Raw genomic sequence first — 17,218 nt, 5'->3', positions numbered from 1 at the left:
TGGCAAGTGTCGCCGCCCTGCATAGCGATGGCAATGGTTGCGTTGGCGCGTGATTGGCCTCTAAGCTCAGTCGCCAATAACAAGCATGACCCGCCGAGGTTTACCCTATGACGCAGCCATGGCCCGCCCTCGAAATCGCCCGTTCGATCCTCGACGGCTTCGACGATTATCGTGAGCATTTCCGGCAGATCACCGACGGCGCCCGCGCCCGGTTCGAGCAGGCCCTGTGGCTGGAGGCCCAAGCGGCGTCGGCGGCGCGGATCAATTTGTATGAAGAAAAAGTCTTCGAAACCGTCGCCAGGCTGCACAAGGCCTTCGATGACGAAACACTGATGGATGTGGGCTGCTGGCCGCTGGTCAAAAGCGCCTACATCAGCCTGATCGACCTGCGTTTCGACGATGAACTGTCGGAAACCTGGTACAACTCGATCTTCTGCGGGTTGTTCAGCCACGACCTGATCAGCGACGGCACCATGTTCATCCACACCACCCGGCCCAGCCTGCGCCGGGCCCGCGCCGCCCAGACCCGCACCTACAAGCCCCAGGGGCAGTTGGACCGGATGCTGGCGAGCGTGTTCGCCGATTACCGGTTCAGCGAGGACTACGGCGACTTGCCAGGCGACCTGCTGCGCCTCGAAGCGCAGTTGCGCGAGAACCTGCCGGACTGGGTCTGCAAGGATCCGGAACTGACGGTGGAGTTGTTTTCCTCGGTGCTCTACCGCAACAAGGGCGCCTACCTGGTGGGCCGGATCTTTACTCGCGACGATCAATGGCCGCTGGTGATCCCGCTGCTGCACCGTGAGGGCCGGGGTATCCAGATCGATGCGCTGATCACCGACGAGGCGCAGGTGTCGATCATCTTCTCGTTCACCCGCTCGTACTTCATGGTGGACGTGCCGGTGCCGGCGGAATTCATCGGCTTTCTCAAGCGCATCCTGCCGGGCAAGCACATCGCCGAGTTGTACACCTCCATCGGTTTCTACAAGCACGGCAAGTCCGAGTTCTACCGGGCGCTGATCAACCACCTGGCGAACACCGACGACCAGTTCATCATGGCGCCCGGTGTGCGCGGCATGGTCATGAGCGTGTTCACCCTGCCGGGCTTCAACACGGTGTTCAAGATCATCAAGGACCGCTTCTCGCCGTCGAAAAACGTCGACCGGGCCACGGTGATCGAGAAGTACCGACTGGTGAAAAGTGTCGACCGGGTCGGGCGCATGGCCGATACCCAGGAGTTCGCCGATTTCCGCTTTCCCCTGAGCAAATTCGAGCCGGCCTGCCTGGAGGAACTGTTGGAAGTAGCACCTTCCACGGTGTCGGTGGAAGGCGAGACGGTGCTGATCCGGCACTGCTGGACCGAACGCCGGATGACGCCCCTGAACCTCTACCTGGAAAACGCCAACCCCGACCAGGTGCGCGAGGCGCTGGAAGACTACGGTCTGGCGATCAAGCAACTGGCGGCGGCCAATATCTTCCCCGGCGACATGCTGCTCAAGAACTTCGGCGTGACCCGCCACGGTCGCGTGGTGTTCTATGACTACGATGAAATCTGCTTCCTCACCGAAGCCAATTTCCGCCACATCCCCGAGCCCCGTACCCCGGAAGACGAAATGGCTTCCGAGCCCTGGTATTCCATCGGGCCGCTGGACGTGTTTCCCGAGGAATTCCCACCGTTCCTGTTCGCCGACGCCGGGCAGCGCAAGCTGTTCGACCAGTTGCACGGCGAGCTGTACAACGCCGACTACTGGAAAAGCCTGCAAGAGGCAATCCGGGCGGGGAAGGTGATCGATGTGTTCCCGTATCGGCGTAAGGGTTAGAAGCAGCTTCAAGCTTCAAGCTTCAAGCGGCAAGTTTTGAGTTTCAGGGCAGTGCCGCTTGCAACTTGCAGCTTGCAGCTTGAAACTTGCCGCTGCTCCTATTCCCCTTGCGTACCTGATGACTGACCAAGCCCCCGCTATCGACAAGCTGCTGAAAAACCTCGACCACGCCATGCTCGCCGACCGTCACCGGTTGCGGCGCCAGTTGCTCGAGCTGCGCAAGAAGCCCGACGAGGCCAAGCTGGCCCAGTGGGTGGCGCGCATGCAGGCGTCGTGCGACCAGGTGCTGGCGCGCAAGGCGAGCCTGCCGGTGATCCGCTATGACGACAATCTGCCGATCGCCGCCAAGCGCGACGAAATCAAGGAGGCGCTGCTCAAGCATCAGGTGCTGATCATCGCCGGCGAAACCGGCTCGGGCAAAACCACACAGTTGCCGAAGATCTGCCTGGAAATCGGTCGCGGCCAGCACGGCTTGATCGGCCACACCCAGCCGCGCCGGATCGCCGCCCGCAGTGTCGCAAGCCGTGTCGCCGAAGAGCTGGCCACGCCGTTGGGGGCGTTGGTGGGGTATCAGGTGCGATTCGAGGACCAGAGCGACGCCAACACCCTGATCAAGCTGATGACCGACGGCATCCTGCTGGCCGAGACCCAGAACGACCGCTACCTCGAGCGCTACGACACGATCATCGTCGACGAAGCTCACGAACGCAGCCTGAACATCGATTTCCTGCTCGGCTACCTCAAGACCCTGTTGCCGCGCCGCCCGGACCTTAAAGTCATCATCACCTCGGCGACCATCGACCTGGAGCGCTTTTCCAAGCACTTCGACGACGCGCCCATCGTGGAAGTTTCGGGCCGCACCTTCCCGGTGGACACCTGGTATCGCCCGCTGACCCTGGAGCAGGACGAGGAGGGCAACCGGGTCGAGGACGACTTGACCGTCGACCAGGCGATCCTCGCCACCCTCGATGAAATCGCCGCCTACGAGCGCAGCGAGCGCCGCAGTCCCGGGGACGTGCTGGTGTTCCTGCCGGGTGAGCGGGAGATTCGCGACGCCGCGGAGATGCTGCGCAAGGCCCAGCTCAAGCACACCGAGATCCTGCCGCTGTATGCGCGTTTATCGCCGGCCGAACAGCAGCGGATCTTCCAGTCCCACCCGGGCCGTCGCGTGGTGCTGGCGACCAACGTCGCCGAAACCTCGCTGACCGTGCCGGGCATTCGCTACGTGATCGACAGCGGTACCGCGCGCATCAGCCGCTACAGCTACCGGGCCAAGGTCCAGCGCTTGCCCATCGAGGCCATTTCCCAGGCCAGCGCCAACCAGCGCAAAGGCCGTTGCGGGCGGGTCGAGCCGGGCATTTGCGTGCGGTTGTACAGCGAGGAAGATTTTCTTGGGCGGCCGGAGTTCACCGATCCCGAGATCCTGCGCACCAACCTGGCGGCGGTGATTCTGCAGATGCTGCACCTGCGCCTCGGCGAGATCACCGACTTCCCGTTCATCGAGCCGCCGGACGGCAAGGCCATCAGCGACGGTTTCAACCTGCTGCAAGAACTCTCGGCGGTGGACCGCAACAGTCAGTTGACCCCGCTCGGTCGGCAGTTGGCCCGCCTGCCGGTGGACCCACGCATGGGACGCATGCTGCTGGAAGCGGCGAAGCTGGGCAGCCTGCAGGAAGTGTTGATCGTCGCCAGCGCCATGTCGATCCAGGACCCGCGCGAGCGTCCGCCGGAGCGCCAACAGGCGGCCGACCAGGCCCACGCCCAGTGGAAGGATCCGGATTCGGACTTCGCCGGGCTGGTCAACCTGTGGCGCGGTTTCGAAGAACAGCGCCAGGCCCTGACTGCCAGCCCGCTGCGCAACTGGTGCCGCAAGAATTTCCTCAATTACCTGCGTCTGCGCGAATGGCGCGATTCCCATCGCCAGTTGAGCCTGATCTGCCGCGACATGCAGTTGAGCCTCAACAAGGAGTCGGCGGATTACCCGAAGCTGCACAAGGCGGTGCTCTCGGGCCTGTTGAGCCAGATCGGCCAGAAAACCGAAGACGGTGATTACCTCGGTGCTCGCCAGCGGCGGTTCTGGGTCCATCCGTCGTCGGGCCTGGGCAAGAAGCGGCCGCAGTGGCTGATGACCGCCGAGTTGGTGGAAACCACCAAGTTGTACGCGCGCATGGTGGCCAAGATCGAGCCGGACTGGATCGAACCGCTGGCCGGGCACCTGATCAAGAAAAACCACTTCGAACCCCATTGGGAGAAGAAGCGCGGACAAGTGGTGGCCTATGAGCAGATCACCTTGTTCGGGCTCATCGTCGTCGGTCGGCGGCCGGTGCACTACGGTCCGGTGGACCCGGTGGTGTCCCGTGAGCTGTTCATCCGCGAGGCGCTGGTGCGCGGCGAGATCCAGTCCAAGGCCAAGTGCCTGGGGGCCAATACCCGCCTGCTGGAGCAACTCGACGAACTGGAAGCCAAGGCCCGTCGCCGCGACATCCTGGCGGACGAGGAAACCCTGTTTGCGTTCTACGACGCCCGTTTGCCGGCCGAGATCCACCAGACCGCGACGTTCGACAGCTGGTACCGGATCAACAGCCAGAAAGACCCGCAATTGCTGATCATGCGCGAGGAAGACGTGTTGGCCCGCGAGGCCAGCGAGGTCACCGCCACGCAGTACCCCGACACCTTGCGTGTCGGTGACCTGACCTTACCGCTGAGCTATCACTTCGAGCCCAACCATCCCCGCGACGGCGTGACCTTGCGCGTGCCGGCACCGTTGTTGCCGATGCTGCCGCCGGAACGCCTGGAATGGCTGGTGCCGGGGATGATCGAGGCCAAGTGCATCGCCCTGGTGCGCAACCTGCCCAAGGCCTTGCGCAAGAACTTCGTGCCGGTACCGGACTTCGTCAAGGCGGCGCTGCAACGTATCACCTTCGCCGAGGGCTCGTTGCCGCAGTCCCTGGGCCGTGAGCTGCTGCGCATGACCGGTGCGCGGGTCAGCGACGAAGCCTGGGCCGAAGCGGCCCAGCAGGTGGAAAGCCACTTGCGCATGAACCTGGAAATCGTCGACGGCCAGGGCAAGTTCCTCGGCGAGGGCCGCGACCTGGCCGAGCTGACAGCACGCTTTGCCGAGGCCAGCCAGGCGGCCTTGGCCGTGCCGCAAACGGCAAAAAGCCAGGCACCGGTGGAGGCGAAGGTCTTCGCGCCGGTGGCCGAGAAAACCCAGCAGAAGATCGCCGGGCTGTCGATGACGGTCTATCCGGCGCTGGTGGAAGAGGGCGGCGTGGTCAAGGAAGGGCGTTTCCCGACTCCGGCCGAAGCCGAATTCCAGCATCGCCGCGCTTTGCAGCGCTTGCTCATGCAGCAATTGGCCGAATCGGCCAAGTTCCTGCGGGGCAAGCTGCCGGGGCTGACGGAGCTGGGCCTGCTGTACCGCGACTTGGGTCGCATCGACGGCCTGGTGGAAGACATCCTGCTCGCCAGCCTCGACAGCTGTGTGCTCGAAGGTGAAGCGAGCCTGCCCCGCGACGGCGCCGCCCTGGCTGCCCTGGCCGAGCGCAAGCGCGGCGGCTGGACCGAACACGCCGAACGCCTGGCCAAGCTGACCCTGGACATCCTCAAGCTCTGGCATGGCCTGCAAAAACGCTTCAAGGGCAAGATCGACCTGGCCCAGGCCGTGGCGCTGAACGACATCAAGCAGCAACTCAGTCACCTGGTGTACCCGGGCTTCGTGCGGGAAACCCCGCATCAGTGGCTCAAGGAGCTGCCGCGCTACCTCAAGGCCATCGAGCAACGCTTCGAGAAGTTGGGCAGCCAAGTGCAGAAAGACCGGGTCTGGAGCGGCGAACTGTCGAACCTCTGGGCCCAATACCAGGCCCGCGCCAGCAAACACGCCCAGGAAGGCAAGCGCGACCCGCAACTGGAATTGTACCGCTGGTGGCTGGAGGAATACCGGGTGTCGTTGTTCGCCCAGCAACTGGGCACCAAGGTGCCGATTTCCGACAAGCGCCTGGGCAAGCAGTGGGGGCTGGTGGAGGGGTGATGGCAGAAGTCAGATGATACTCATACCCCCTGTGGGAGCGGGCTTGCTCGCGAATGCAATTGCACATTCAACATTGATGCAAGCTGATCCACCGCTTTCGCGAGCAAGCCCGCTCCCACAGGGTTTTGTGTGGTGAAGAAGGGAGAATGGGCCAAACCCCCGCGTTTATGGCAAACTTCGCGCCTATAAATGCCGGTCCCGTGGTTTTGAGCTTCAAGGCCACGGGCGGATCCGGAATAAAGCGATGCCAGGGCTGCTTCCCCGGATGGGAAAAGTCCCTTTGTGTATTGGTACGTCGGTGCCAATACTTTCTGCCTGAACAGATCAGAGACACGACCCATGCATAACGTCGTCATCAGCGGCACCGGCCTGTACACCCCGGCCAACAGCATCTCCAACGAAGAGCTGGTGCAATCTTTCAATACCTATGTCGCGCAATTCAACGCCGACAACGCCGATGCCATCGAGCGGGGGGAAGTCGAGGCGTTGACTGAATCCAACGCCGCGTTCATCGAAAAGGCCTCGGGCATCAAGAGCCGCTTTGTCATGGACAAGGACGGCATTCTCGATCCGCAACGCATGACCCCACGCCTGCCCGAGCGCTCCAACGACGAGTGGTCGGTGCTCTGCGAAATGGCCATCGGCGCTGCGAAACAGGCCCTGGAGCGGGCCGGCCGCACGGTCGCGGACATCGACGGGGTCATCGTCGCCTGTTCCAACCTGCAGCGTGCCTACCCGGCCATCGCCATCGAAGTCCAGGAAGCCCTGGGCATCGAAGGTTTCGGTTTCGACATGAACGTGGCCTGTTCCTCGGCGACCTTCGGTATCCAGGCCGCGGCCAACAGTGTGCAACTGGGTCAGGCCCGGGCGATCCTGATGGTCAACCCGGAGGTGTGCACCGGCCACTTGAACTTCCGCGACCGCGATAGCCACTTCATCTTCGGCGACGCGGCCACTGCCGTGATCATCGAGCGGGCGGACCTGGCGACCTCGCCGTACCAGTTCGACGTGGTCAGCACCAAGCTGCTCACCAAGTTCTCCAACAACATCCGCAACAACTTCGGTTTCCTCAACCGCGCCGCGGGAGAGGGCATCGGCAGCCGCGACAAACTGTTCGTCCAGGAAGGCCGCAAGGTGTTCCGCGACGTTTGCCCGATGGTGGCCGAACTGATCGGTACCCACCTGGAAGAAAACCAACTGAACGTTGGCGACGTGAAACGCTTCTGGCTGCACCAGGCCAACTTGAGCATGAACCACCTGATCGTGCGCAAACTGCTGGGACGCGAAGCCACCGAAGCGGAAGCCCCCGTGATTCTCGACCGGTACGCCAACACCAGTTCGGCCGGTTCGGTGATCGCGTTCCACAAATACCAGGATGACTTGCCCAGCGGCTCGGTCGCCGTCCTCAGTTCCTTCGGTGCCGGTTATTCGATTGGCAGCGTGATTTTGCGTAAGCATTGATGACTGGCAATGGGATGTATTGTGGCGAGGGGATTTATCCCCGCTGGGCTGCGTAGCAGCCCCAAAGCAGGCAATGAATACATCCTGATGTACCGCAATGGCAGATATCAGGGTCGCTTCGCAACCCAGCGGGGATAAATCCCCTCGCCACAAAAACATAGTCAGTCTTGCAAGGCAGTGGGGCATTGAATGACGGTCACCGATGACACCTTCCTGCTCCAACGCCTCCTGGCCGGTGAGCAGCAGGCCTACAGGGAACTGGTCAGCGCCTACCAGAGCCCGATGCGTGCCGTGGCCTATGCCATCGTCGGCAGTCGCCATGTCGACGAAGTGGTGCAGGACGCCTGGCTGTCCGTGGTGCGCAATCTCAGTGGTTTCCAGGGGCGTTCCAGCCTCAAGACCTGGCTGTTGACCATCACGGCCAACGCCGCCAAGGGGCGCTACAAGCAGAACCGGCGGGAAGTGCTGCTCGATGACCTCCCGGCTCCCCACGGTATCCTCGGCGATGACCGTTTCGCCGCGGACGGCCATTGGCTGCTGGCGCCGTTCGCCTGGCACCAGGACACGCCCGAAGCGCTGCTCACGATGAGTGAATTGCGTGATTGCCTGGAGCACACGTTGCTCAGCCTGTCGGAGCTGCAAGGCAGCGTACTGACCCTGCGGGAACAGCAAGACCTGGAGTTGGACGAAATCTGTAATCTGTTGGGTATCTCGCTCTCCAATGTCCGTGTGCTGTTGCATCGTGCCCGACTGAAGATCTTCGCGACTGTTGAACATTTCGAGGAAACCGGCGAATGCTGACCTGCAAGGAACAAGTGGCGCGCTCCAGCGATTATCTCGATGGACAATTGAGCTTTCGTGAACGCCTGATGGTGCGTCATCACTTGATGTTCTGCCCCAATTGCCGACGCTTCATCCGTCAGATGCGCCTGATGCAGGCGACCCTCAAAAAACTGCCGCAACCCCCGATTCCCGACCTGGATCACCTCGCCGAGAAACTCGCCGCCGAGCGTCGCAAAGACATCCGTTAAACCCGTAGGGGCTGACGAGTGCAACGAGGCTGCGATCTTTCCCCTATCGATTGAATCTCAAGGGAAGAGTCAAAAGATCGCAGGCTTCGCCAGCTCCTACAGTTATTCCTATTCGAAGTAAAAAGTTCCGCTGTCATAAAATCTTTATGTGATAGCAACTCGCCTGACACAACCGGCCGCCAACATCCCCTCCCAACACCAGCGGGCCCAGTTCCGCGTGTTTTCTAACGCATAGACTACCAACAGGGGAATTCTTCGATGATCCGTAAGCACTTCGCAGGTGTTGCCGCCAGCGCACTGGCAATGGCAGTAACCGCCCAGGCTTTCGCCGGCACCGTCACTACCGATGGCGCCGATATCGTGGTCAAAACCAAGGGCGGCCTCGAGGTCGCTACCACTGACAAAGAGTTCAGCTTCAAGCTCGGCGGTCGTTTGCAGGCTGACTACAGCCAGTTCGATGGCATCTACACCGACAACGGCAAGTCGGCCGATGCCGCTTATATCCGCCGCGCGTTCCTGGAACTGTCCGGCGTGCTGTACACGGATTGGGCCTACACCATCAACTACGACATGTCCCACAACAGTGGCGACTCCGATAACGGCTACTTCGACGAAGCGTCCCTGGCCTACAACGGCTTCAAGCCGGTGTCGATCAAGGTCGGTCGTTTTGACCCCGACTTCGGCCTGGAAAAAGCCACCAGCTCCAAGTGGGTGACCGCGCCCGAGCGTAACGCTGCCTACGACCTGATCGACTGGGCCAACAGCCACCAGAACGGCCTGGGTATCCAGGCCTCCAGCACCTTCGCTGATTCGTTCTATGCTTCGGCCGGCGTGTTCAGCAAGGACACCGACGACACTGACGGCGACAGCGTCAAGCAGGTCAACGGTCGCTTCGTCTTCGCTCCGATGCACGAAGCTGGCAACGTGCTGCACTTCGGTCTGAACGTAGCCTCCCGTGACGTTTCGGACACCGCGTTCGATGCACGTTATCGCTCCCGCCTGGGCATGCGTGGCGTTGAAACCCTGGGTGGCAACGATGCCGGCCCTAACGGTAACCGTCCGGTCCTGGGCGGCGCCAACAACTCGCCGGCCGGTTCGTACGACACTGACACCGCCTTCGGCCTGGAAGCCGCTTTCGCCATGGGTCCAGCGTCGATCCAGGGTGAATACATCTCCCGCAAGACCAAGGCTGACAGCGACGCCTTCGAAGACCTCAAAGGCCACGGCTTCTACGTCCAGGGTGCCTACACCATCACCGGTGAGTCCCGTGGCTATAAGGTCGGCAAATTTGACGCGATCAAGCCTCAGAACAAATCCATCGGCGCCTGGGAAGTGTTCTACCGCTTCGACAGCATGACCGTCGAAGACGACAACATCACCACTGCCTCGGCGACCCGTGAAGTGGGCGATGCCGAAGCCAAGGTGCACAACCTGGGCGTGAACTGGTACGCCAACGAAGCGGTGAAAATCACCGGTGCCTACGTCAAGGCCAAGACCGACAAAGTCACCAACGCCAATGGCGATGACGATGGCGACGGTTTCGTCGTCCGTGCCCAGTACGTGTTCTGAATCGCGCTGACTTGATACAGAGCGTTTTCTTCATCCGTTAATGCTCCTTTTCAACCCCGCCCCTGGCGGGGTTTTTTTATGTGCGCTCGGTCAGGATCGGCGATACTCGTTCCATCCGTCGTCTGGCTCTCGAGGAATCGCATGCCGCTTCACGTCTTGGACAGCCTGTCCGCCATCGCGCCGCACGAGTGGGACGCGTTGGTGCCCGCCAACCAGCCTTTCCTGCGCCACGCCTTCCTTGGCACCCTGGAAGACAGCGCCAGCCTGGGGCCGCAATCCGGTTGGCAAGCCGAGCATTTGTTGCACATTGAAAACGGTCAGCTGTTGGCGGCCTTGCCCAGTTACCGCAAGTGGCATTCCTACGGTGAATACGTGTTCGACCACGGCTGGGCCGACGCTTGCGCCCGCGCCGGCATCGATTACTACCCCAAGCTGTTGACGGCGGTACCGTTCAGCCCGGTCAGTGGGCCGCGACTGTTGGCGGCGCGGGTGGAGGACGGTCTGGCGTTGCTGGGCAGCGTGCCCGGATACCTGGAAATCGAAGGGCTTTCCAGTGCCCACATCAACTTCACCGATGCCTTCACCGACGCGGCACTTGCCGGGCAAGAAGGCTGGCTGCAGCGGATCGGCTGCCAGTATCACTGGCAAAATCGCGGTTATCGCGACTTCCAGGACTTTCTCGATGCCCTCAGTTCCCGCAAGCGCAAGCAGATGCGCAAGGAACGCGAACAAGTGGCGGGACAGGGCATCGCGTTCGAATGGCTCGAAGGTCATCAGTTGGACGAGGCACAGTGGGATTTTGTCTACGCCTGTTACGCCAACACCTACGCGATACGACGGCAGGCGCCCTACTTGACCCGGACATTCTTCAGCCTGTTGGCCGAACGCATGCCCGAGGCCATCCGTGTGGTGCTGGCCAAGCAAGGTTCACGGCCGGTGGCGATGGCGTTCAGCCTGGTGGGCGGCGACAGTTTCTATGGACGGTACTGGGGCTGCCTGGCGGAGTTCGACCGGTTGCACTTCGAGACCTGTTTCTATCAAGGCATGGATTATGCGATTGCCCATGGCTTGCAGCGCTTCGATGCCGGCGCCCAGGGTGAGCACAAGTTGATTCGCGGGTTCGAGCCAGCGATTACCCGCTCATGGCATTACTTGCGTCATCCGGGGTTGAAAGCGGCAGTGGCGGATTTTCTCGTACGCGAGCAGGAGGGGGTGCTGGCGTACGCCGAAGAGGCCAGGACGGCCCTGCCGTATCGGCAGGGCTGATATCTCCTGACTGGCACCGACCCCTGTGGCGAGGGGATTTATCCCCGCTGGGCTGCGAAGCAGCCCCAATACAGTTAACTCATTCGAGCCTGACACTACCGAGTGATCTGGTTCTAGGACTGCTTCGCAGTCCAGCGGGGATAAATCCCCTCGCCACAGTAAGGTAGCAAGTCAGGTCCTTATCCATAGGGCCTGATGACCCATCCCCTCAGTTCAGTCGATCCCTACAAACCCCCCGGTCTGATGCTGCCACAACCGCGCATACAATCCGCCATGGGCCAGCAGCTCGGCATGGCTGCCGGTTTCGGCGATGCGGCCATTCTCCAGTACCACTAACCGGTCCATCCGGGCGATGGTGGAGAGGCGGTGGGCGATGGCGATCACCGTCTTGCCTTGCATCAGGGTCTCGAGGCTTTCCTGGATCGCCGCTTCGACTTCCGAGTCCAGTGCCGAGGTCGCTTCGTCCATGATCAGAATCGGCGCGTCCTTGAGCAGCACTCGCGCGATAGCGATGCGCTGGCGCTGGCCGCCGGACAGTTTCACTCCGCGCTCACCCACATGGGCATCGAAGCCGGTGCGGCCTTCTGCGTCCGACAGCAACGGGATGAATTCATCGGCCCGGGCCTTGTGCACGGCTTCCCAGAGTTGCGCATCGGTGGCGTCGGGTTTGCCGTAGAGCAGGTTGTCGCGAATCGAACGATGCAGCAGCGAGGTGTCCTGGGTGATCATGCCGATGCGCTCGCGCAGGCTTTCCTGGCCGACTTCGGCGATGTCCTGGCCGTCGATGAGGATGCGCCCGCCTTGCACGTCATAGAGGCGCAGCAGCAGGTTCACCAAGGTGGATTTGCCCGCGCCGGACGGGCCGATCAGGCCGATTTTCTCGCCAGGCTTGATGGTCAGGTTGAGGTCGCCGATGACCCCGCTTTTCTTGCCATAGTGGAAATCCACATGCTCGAAACGCACCTCGCCCCGGGCCACCGCCAGGGGCTTGGCCTGGTCGCGGTCGGTGACGCTGACCGGTTGGGCGATGGTCTGCAGGCCGTCCTGGACCATGCCGATGTTTTCGAAAATGCCGTTGACCACCCACATGATCCAGCCGGACATGTTGACGATGCGGATCACCAGCCCGGTCGCCAAGGCAATGGCGCCCACGCTGATCAGCGACTGGGTCCAGAGCCACAGGGCCAGCGCGGTGGTGCCGACGATCAGCAGTCCGTTCATGCTGGTGATGACCACGTCCATGCTGGTCACCACGCGGCCGGCCAACTGGGCTTTTTCGGTCTGCTCCTGGATGGCTTCGCGGGCGTATTGCTGTTCGAAATTGGTATGGGCGAACAGCTTCAGGGTGGTGATGTTGGTGTAGCCGTCGACGATCCGCCCCATGAGTTTGGAGCGGGCATCGGACGACACCACCGAGCGCTCCTTGACCCGTGGCACGAAATAGCAGAGTGCGCCGATGTAGGCGGCAATCCACATCAGCAGCGGGATCATCAGGCGCCAGTCGGCTTCGGCGAACAGCACCAGGGAACTGACGGCGTAGATCAGCACGTGCCACAGGGCATCCACTGCCTGGACCGCCGAGTCGCGCAGGGAGTTGCCGGTTTGCATGATGCGCTGGGCGATGCGCCCGGCGAAATCGTTCTGGAAGAAATTCAGGCTCTGCTTGAGCACGTAGCTGTGGTTCTGCCAGCGGATCAGGCTGGTCATGCCGGGGCTCAGGGTCTGGTGCACCAGCAGGTCATGCAGGGCCACGAAGATCGGCCGGAAGACCAGCGCCACCACGGCCATCCAGGCCAGCTCCAGGCCATGGACCTTGAAGAAGTCCACATTGGGCGTGCCTTGGGTCAGGTCGATGATGCGGCTCAGGTAGCTGAACAGCGCCACTTCGATCAGCGCGCCGATCAGGCCAACCACCAGCAGCACGACGAAGCTGGGCCAGACCTGTTTCAGGTAATAGGTGTAGAAGGGCAGGACGCGGTTCGGCGGGGCCGAGCTCGGGGCGTCGCGGAAGATATCGATCAGTGTTTCGAAGCGGCGAAAAACCATCTGTAAATGCCCTGGCAGGGGCTCTCCTTTTTGCTAATGGGCGGTGCGGGATGACCGCGCCGCCCAGGCTTGCCGTGTGCCGCTTCAGTCGATGCGCTTGGCCGACTTGATGAGCACAGGGTCGATCGGCACGTTTTGCATGCCTTGCTTGGTGGTGGTCTGGGAGTTGACGATGATGTCCACCACGTCCATGCCCTTGACCACTTTGGCGAACACCGCGTAACCGGCGTCACGGCCCGGGTCGAGGAAGGCGTTGTCGGCTACGTTGATGAAGAATTGGCTGGTGGCCGAGTCCGGGTTGGACGTGCGCGCCATCGACAAGGTGCCGCGAACGTTGTGCAGGCCATTGCTGGCTTCGTTCTTGATCGGTGCCTTGGTGTCTTTCTGTTGCATCTGTGCGGTGAAGCCCCCGCCCTGGGCCATGAAGCCCGGGATCACACGGTGGAAAATCGTGTTGTTGTAGAAACCACTGTCCACGTACTCGAGGAAGTTCTTGGTACTGATGGGGGCCTTGACCGGGTCCAGTTCGATTTCGATCAGGCCGTTGGTGGTGTCCAGCAATACATGGGGGGCCTTGGCGGGAGTCGCAGCCATCAGGTTGGCGGCAAACAATACGGTGCCGGCGGCAAGGGCGATTTTTTTCAGCATGGGGTCAGAGATCCTGAGTGGTGGAATCGGTTGCGGTCAAAAAGTCGAGCAGGGTTTGGTTGAAGCGTTCGGGTTGATCCAGCGGGGTAGCGTGCCGTGAATCGGCGATGACCACCAGATGCGCATTGGGCAGCCGCTTTACATAGGCTTCTTTCAGCGCCACCGGGGTGTAGTCGTGGTCGGCGCAGATGACGAGGGTTGGACAGGCAACCTGTGAAAGTCGTTCCTGCACACCCCACCCCACGATTGCATCGAAGCTGGCGAGATAAGCACGTTTGTCGTTCTTTGCCCAGCGCCGGGCCATTTCCAGGCGTAACTCGGTTTGCTCGGGCTTGGGAAACAGCTTGGCGCCCAGGGCCTTGCCGATGGTTTCCAGGCTGAGCAGGCGCATCAGGCTCCAGCGCTTGAACCATTGCCAGCAATCGTCGGGCGTGCGGACCTTGACCTGCGGCGCGCTGTTGACGATGCACAGGCTCCTGATCCGTTCCGGCTCATCCACCGCCAATTGGAAACAGATCATGCCGCCCATGGACCAGCCCACCAAATGCACCGGACCCAGCTCCAGGTGATCGATCAGGGCGCTCAGGTCGGCGCTGAAACCTTTGATGCTGTAGCGTTCGCGGGGTTTGTCGGAGCGGCCGTGACCGCGCACATCCATCACGATCAGGCGGTAGCGGGCGGACAATGCCGGGATCTGCTTTTCCCAGTCGCGGGTGCTGGAGCCCAGCCCATGGACCAGCACCAAGGGCGCGCCGTGGCCGTATTCCTCGTAGTGCAGGTCGCATCCTTCGTGTGCAAAATAGGCCATCGGCAAAATCCTTGTCAGGCTTGTTCAGGAGCGGCGAACGGCGCATCCAGCGGCGCGGTGTCGAAGGTGCGCAGCAATTCGATCAGGATTTGCGTGGCCGGGCCCAGGGGTTTTTCCTTGTTCGAGAAAAGATAGAAGGTCGAGTTGCGGCTGCCTCCCTGTTCCAAGGGTAGACGCTTGAGCACGCCTTCCTTGAGTTCTCGTTCGATCATGTGCCGGGGCAGCCAGGCGAAGCCCAGGCCGCTGCCGACAAAACTCGCGGCGGTGGCCAGGCTGCCCACGGTCCAGCGCTGTTCGGCGCCGAGCCAGCCGACGTCGCGAGGCTGCTGGCGGCCGGAGTCGCGGATGACCACTTGCAACTGGCTTTCCAGGTCCTGGAAGTTCAGCTCGCGATTGAGGCGGTGCAGGGCATGCTCGGGATGGGCCACCGCGATGAACTCCACGTCGCTCAACTCCGCCCCCAGGTAACCGGGAATGCTGAAGCCGCTGATGGCCAGGTCGGCCACGCCTTCGAGCAGCACTTCTTCGACACCCGACAACACTTCTTCGCGCAGCCGCACCCGGCAGCCACGGCTTTGCGGCATGAACGCGGTCAAGGCGCGAACGAGGCGGGCGTTGGGGTAGGCCGCGTCGACCACCAGGCGCACTTCCGCTTCCCAGCCCTGCTCCATGTGGTGGGCCAGGTCTTCCAATTGGCTGGCCTGTTTCACCAGTTGCCGCGAGCGGCGCAGCAGCACCCCGCCGGCTTCGGTCAAAACGGCCTTGCGTCCATCGATGCGCAGCAACGGCACGCCGAGCTGATCCTGCATGCGGGCCACGGTGTAGCTCACGGATGACTGGGAGCGATGCAGCACGTCGGCGGCCTGGGCGAAACCGCCGTGGTCGACCACTGCCTGCAAGGTGCGCCATTGATCCAGGGTCACGCGGGGCGCTTTCATATCGGGCTCCTCTTGTCCTAAGCTGGCGGTCCCTTGGTGGAGACTGCCGAATGAAGAAAATCTGTTGTGTGGTGCTGGCCTTGCTGCCCCTGACTGCGTTTGCCTACCCGATCGATGTGGAAAAACACCTCAACGGCCTGAGCATCGACTACACCGCCTATGACACCGATGCCGACATCGGCTCTATCCAGGTCAACAACTACGGCAGCACCGACGCGGCCTGCACCGTGGTGTTCAACAACGGCCCCGAGGCGCCGCGCACCCGCAAGATCGAAGTCGCCGCCGGCAAGTTCAAGAACGCCACGGCCAAGTTCAACCGCAACATCATCAAGCTGCGCATCAAGCTGACCTGTCAGCCGAAATAGTCCGGCAGCGGGGCAGGTGTTCGTACCTGCTCCGCTTATAAACGAAAATATCGATGCATTACAGCAGTTATTTGCGCTTTTTCATCGATATGGTCACGTTTAACCTTCACTCCATCGACTGACAACATTCTCAGATGGAGCCTACAAGCCATGTCCCGCGTTCTGATCATCGAAAGCAGTGCCCGCCAGCAAGACTCGGTTTCCCGTCAACTGACCCAGACTTTCATCAGCCAGTGGAAAGCTGCGCACCCGGCCGACGAAATCAGCGTCCGCGACCTGGCCATCAACCCGGTGCCGCACCTGGATGCCAATCTGCTGGGCGGCTGGATGAAGCCTGTCGAGCAGCGCAACGACATTGAAAACGCCTCGCTGGAACGCTCGAACCAACTGACCGATGAGCTGCTGGCCGCCGACGTCCTGGTGATGGCTGCACCGATGTACAACTTCGCCATTCCCAGCACTTTGAAGGCGTGGCTCGACCATGTGCTGCGTGCCGGCGTGACGTTCAAATACACCCCTACCGGTCCCCAAGGCCTGCTGGCCGACAAGCGCGCCTTCGTGCTCACCGCCCGGGGCGGCATTCACGCCGGTGGCAGCACCGACCATCAGGAACCCTACCTGCGCCAAGTCATGGGCTTCATCGGCATCCACGATGTGACCTTCATCCATGCCGAGGGCATGAACCTGGGTGGTGAGTTCCAGGAAAAGGGTTTGAATCAGGCCAACGCCAAATTGTCCCAGGTCGCCTGATCCGTTAATCCTCGGGTAATCGCCAGGTGGTCTATTGACCTGGCGCTTCCCTTCAAACCGTTTTGCGCATCGAACCTCCCTTTGCACTTATTGCTCCTGAGTGCATCAGCCCGATTGAACGCTTTAGCGAGATCGGGCTTTTTTTTGGTTCTTCACGGAATCCCGGGAAACACAGAAACAAGAACGCCGATTTGATTGATGATGTTCGTGCGAGCAAACACATCTAACAAACCGGCGTTCTTATGCGCGATATTAATACTTTCCTTCCTTTTTGGGAGGGCTTTTCTGTCGTTACGATCAAGCCTGATGGCGACGCGCTTCAGATCGACCTGATTCCCCATCCCACCCGATTCCCATCCTGCGGCGGGTGCCAGAAAACCTGTTCAAGCACTCATGAGTATTGCGAGCGTACCGTTCGTGACTTGCCGATTCTCGGTCGTGCGGTACGCCTCCGCGTTTTGCTCAGGCGTGTTGGCTGTCGTGACTGCG

The 17,218-nt window shown here is 61.5% G+C and carries 14 protein-coding genes; 10 read left to right on the top strand and 4 right to left on the bottom strand.

All coding sequences use genetic code 11. The features are described from left to right. Positions 1-107: 107 nt before the first annotated feature. The 7 genes from aceK (at position 108) to BM317_RS20740 (ending at position 11,174) form a co-directional block, all read left to right on the top strand. A complete protein-coding gene (aceK, locus tag BM317_RS20770; protein WP_092173075.1) occupies positions 108-1,817 on the top strand; it encodes a bifunctional isocitrate dehydrogenase kinase/phosphatase in 1,710 nt (569 codons plus the stop codon). 118 nt (positions 1,818-1,935) lie between these two features. Beyond that, entirely contained in the window at positions 1,936-5,847 is a 3,912-nt protein-coding gene (hrpA, locus tag BM317_RS20765; protein ID WP_092476021.1) for an ATP-dependent RNA helicase HrpA, read from the top strand. Positions 5,848-6,186: 339 nt separating this feature from the next. Beyond that, positions 6,187-7,308 (top strand): beta-ketoacyl-ACP synthase III, encoded by a 1,122-nt coding sequence (locus BM317_RS20760; RefSeq protein WP_092173070.1) that lies wholly within the window; start codon positions 6,187-6,189, stop codon positions 7,306-7,308. A 189-nt stretch (positions 7,309-7,497) separates the two neighbouring features. Next, the gene (locus BM317_RS20755; RefSeq protein WP_092476018.1) at positions 7,498-8,109 is read left to right on the top strand and encodes an RNA polymerase sigma factor; all 612 of its coding nucleotides are present in this window, start codon (positions 7,498-7,500) and stop codon (positions 8,107-8,109) included. Further along, positions 8,103-8,339 (top strand): anti-sigma factor family protein, encoded by a 237-nt coding sequence (locus BM317_RS20750; RefSeq protein WP_092173064.1) that lies wholly within the window; start codon positions 8,103-8,105, stop codon positions 8,337-8,339. Before BM317_RS20755 ends, BM317_RS20750 begins: the two co-directional genes overlap by 7 nt. 258 nt (positions 8,340-8,597) lie before the next feature. Next, positions 8,598-9,908 carry an OprO/OprP family phosphate-selective porin gene (locus BM317_RS20745; protein WP_060738718.1) on the top strand — a complete coding sequence of 437 codons (1,311 nt, stop codon included), beginning with the start codon at positions 8,598-8,600 and terminating at the stop codon, positions 9,906-9,908. A 141-nt stretch (positions 9,909-10,049) separates the two neighbouring features. Continuing rightward, complete coding sequence (locus BM317_RS20740) at positions 10,050-11,174, top strand: GNAT family N-acetyltransferase (RefSeq protein WP_092476015.1); 1,125 nt, start codon at positions 10,050-10,052, stop codon at positions 11,172-11,174. Positions 11,175-11,387: 213 nt separating this feature from the next. Here the strand turns inward: BM317_RS20740 and BM317_RS20735 are convergent, their stop codons facing one another. The 4 genes from BM317_RS20735 to BM317_RS20720 all read right to left on the bottom strand — a co-directional run bounded on the left by BM317_RS20735 (position 11,388) and on the right by BM317_RS20720 (position 15,614). Continuing rightward, the gene (locus BM317_RS20735) at positions 11,388-13,220 is read right to left on the bottom strand and encodes an ABC transporter ATP-binding protein (RefSeq protein ID WP_092476012.1); all 1,833 of its coding nucleotides are present in this window, start codon (positions 13,218-13,220) and stop codon (positions 11,388-11,390) included. An 84-nt stretch (positions 13,221-13,304) separates the two neighbouring features. Beyond that, the gene (locus tag BM317_RS20730) at positions 13,305-13,868 is read right to left on the bottom strand and encodes a peptidylprolyl isomerase (RefSeq protein ID WP_092173055.1); all 564 of its coding nucleotides are present in this window, start codon (positions 13,866-13,868) and stop codon (positions 13,305-13,307) included. A 4-nt stretch (positions 13,869-13,872) separates the two neighbouring features. Further along, the gene (locus BM317_RS20725; RefSeq protein ID WP_092173052.1) at positions 13,873-14,676 is read right to left on the bottom strand and encodes an alpha/beta fold hydrolase; all 804 of its coding nucleotides are present in this window, start codon (positions 14,674-14,676) and stop codon (positions 13,873-13,875) included. Positions 14,677-14,690: 14 nt separating this feature from the next. Continuing rightward, positions 14,691-15,614 (bottom strand): PA3225 family LysR-type transcriptional regulator, encoded by a 924-nt coding sequence (locus BM317_RS20720; protein WP_053120154.1) that lies wholly within the window; start codon positions 15,612-15,614, stop codon positions 14,691-14,693. Between the two features lie 50 nt (positions 15,615-15,664). Here BM317_RS20720 and BM317_RS20715 point away from each other — a divergent pair, with 50 nt between their 5' ends. The 3 genes from BM317_RS20715 to BM317_RS20705 all read left to right on the top strand — a co-directional run. Beyond that, a complete protein-coding gene (locus BM317_RS20715) occupies positions 15,665-15,979 on the top strand; it encodes a hypothetical protein (RefSeq protein ID WP_060738712.1) in 315 nt (104 codons plus the stop codon). Positions 15,980-16,129: 150 nt separating this feature from the next. Continuing rightward, on the top strand, positions 16,130-16,729 hold the full coding sequence (locus BM317_RS20710) for an FMN-dependent NADH-azoreductase (protein ID WP_053120158.1): 600 nt from the start codon (positions 16,130-16,132) through the stop codon (positions 16,727-16,729). A 242-nt stretch (positions 16,730-16,971) separates the two neighbouring features. After that, positions 16,972-17,218: transposase family protein (locus tag BM317_RS20705; protein WP_170866272.1), on the top strand; the 247-nt coding region annotated here is incomplete at its 3' end.

Source organism: Pseudomonas sp. NFACC24-1 (assembly GCF_900115235.1).
In the GTDB taxonomy this organism is placed as follows: domain Bacteria; phylum Pseudomonadota; class Gammaproteobacteria; order Pseudomonadales; family Pseudomonadaceae; genus Aquipseudomonas; species Aquipseudomonas fluorescens_AA.
The sequence above is the reverse complement of the archived record's forward strand: the minus strand, read 5'-3'. Positions and strand labels throughout refer to the sequence as shown.

What these genes read in the sequence shown, in the direction of transcription:
- aceK (WP_092173075.1), top strand. Translation starts at nt 108, where the DNA reads ATGACGCAGCCATGGCCCGCCCTCGAAATCGCCCGTTCGATCCTCGAC.
- hrpA (WP_092476021.1), top strand. Translation starts at nt 1,936, where the DNA reads ATGACTGACCAAGCCCCCGCTATCGACAAGCTGCTGAAAAACCTCGAC.
- BM317_RS20760 (WP_092173070.1), top strand. Translation starts at nt 6,187, where the DNA reads ATGCATAACGTCGTCATCAGCGGCACCGGCCTGTACACCCCGGCCAAC.
- BM317_RS20755 (WP_092476018.1), top strand. Translation starts at nt 7,498, where the DNA reads ATGACGGTCACCGATGACACCTTCCTGCTCCAACGCCTCCTGGCCGGT.
- BM317_RS20750 (WP_092173064.1), top strand. Translation starts at nt 8,103, where the DNA reads ATGCTGACCTGCAAGGAACAAGTGGCGCGCTCCAGCGATTATCTCGAT.
- BM317_RS20745 (WP_060738718.1), top strand. Translation starts at nt 8,598, where the DNA reads ATGATCCGTAAGCACTTCGCAGGTGTTGCCGCCAGCGCACTGGCAATG.
- BM317_RS20740 (WP_092476015.1), top strand. Translation starts at nt 10,050, where the DNA reads ATGCCGCTTCACGTCTTGGACAGCCTGTCCGCCATCGCGCCGCACGAG.
- BM317_RS20735 (WP_092476012.1), bottom strand. Translation starts at nt 13,220, where the DNA reads ATGGTTTTTCGCCGCTTCGAAACACTGATCGATATCTTCCGCGACGCC.
- BM317_RS20730 (WP_092173055.1), bottom strand. Translation starts at nt 13,868, where the DNA reads ATGCTGAAAAAAATCGCCCTTGCCGCCGGCACCGTATTGTTTGCCGCC.
- BM317_RS20725 (WP_092173052.1), bottom strand. Translation starts at nt 14,676, where the DNA reads ATGGCCTATTTTGCACACGAAGGATGCGACCTGCACTACGAGGAATAC.
- BM317_RS20720 (WP_053120154.1), bottom strand. Translation starts at nt 15,614, where the DNA reads ATGAAAGCGCCCCGCGTGACCCTGGATCAATGGCGCACCTTGCAGGCA.
- BM317_RS20715 (WP_060738712.1), top strand. Translation starts at nt 15,665, where the DNA reads ATGAAGAAAATCTGTTGTGTGGTGCTGGCCTTGCTGCCCCTGACTGCG.
- BM317_RS20710 (WP_053120158.1), top strand. Translation starts at nt 16,130, where the DNA reads ATGTCCCGCGTTCTGATCATCGAAAGCAGTGCCCGCCAGCAAGACTCG.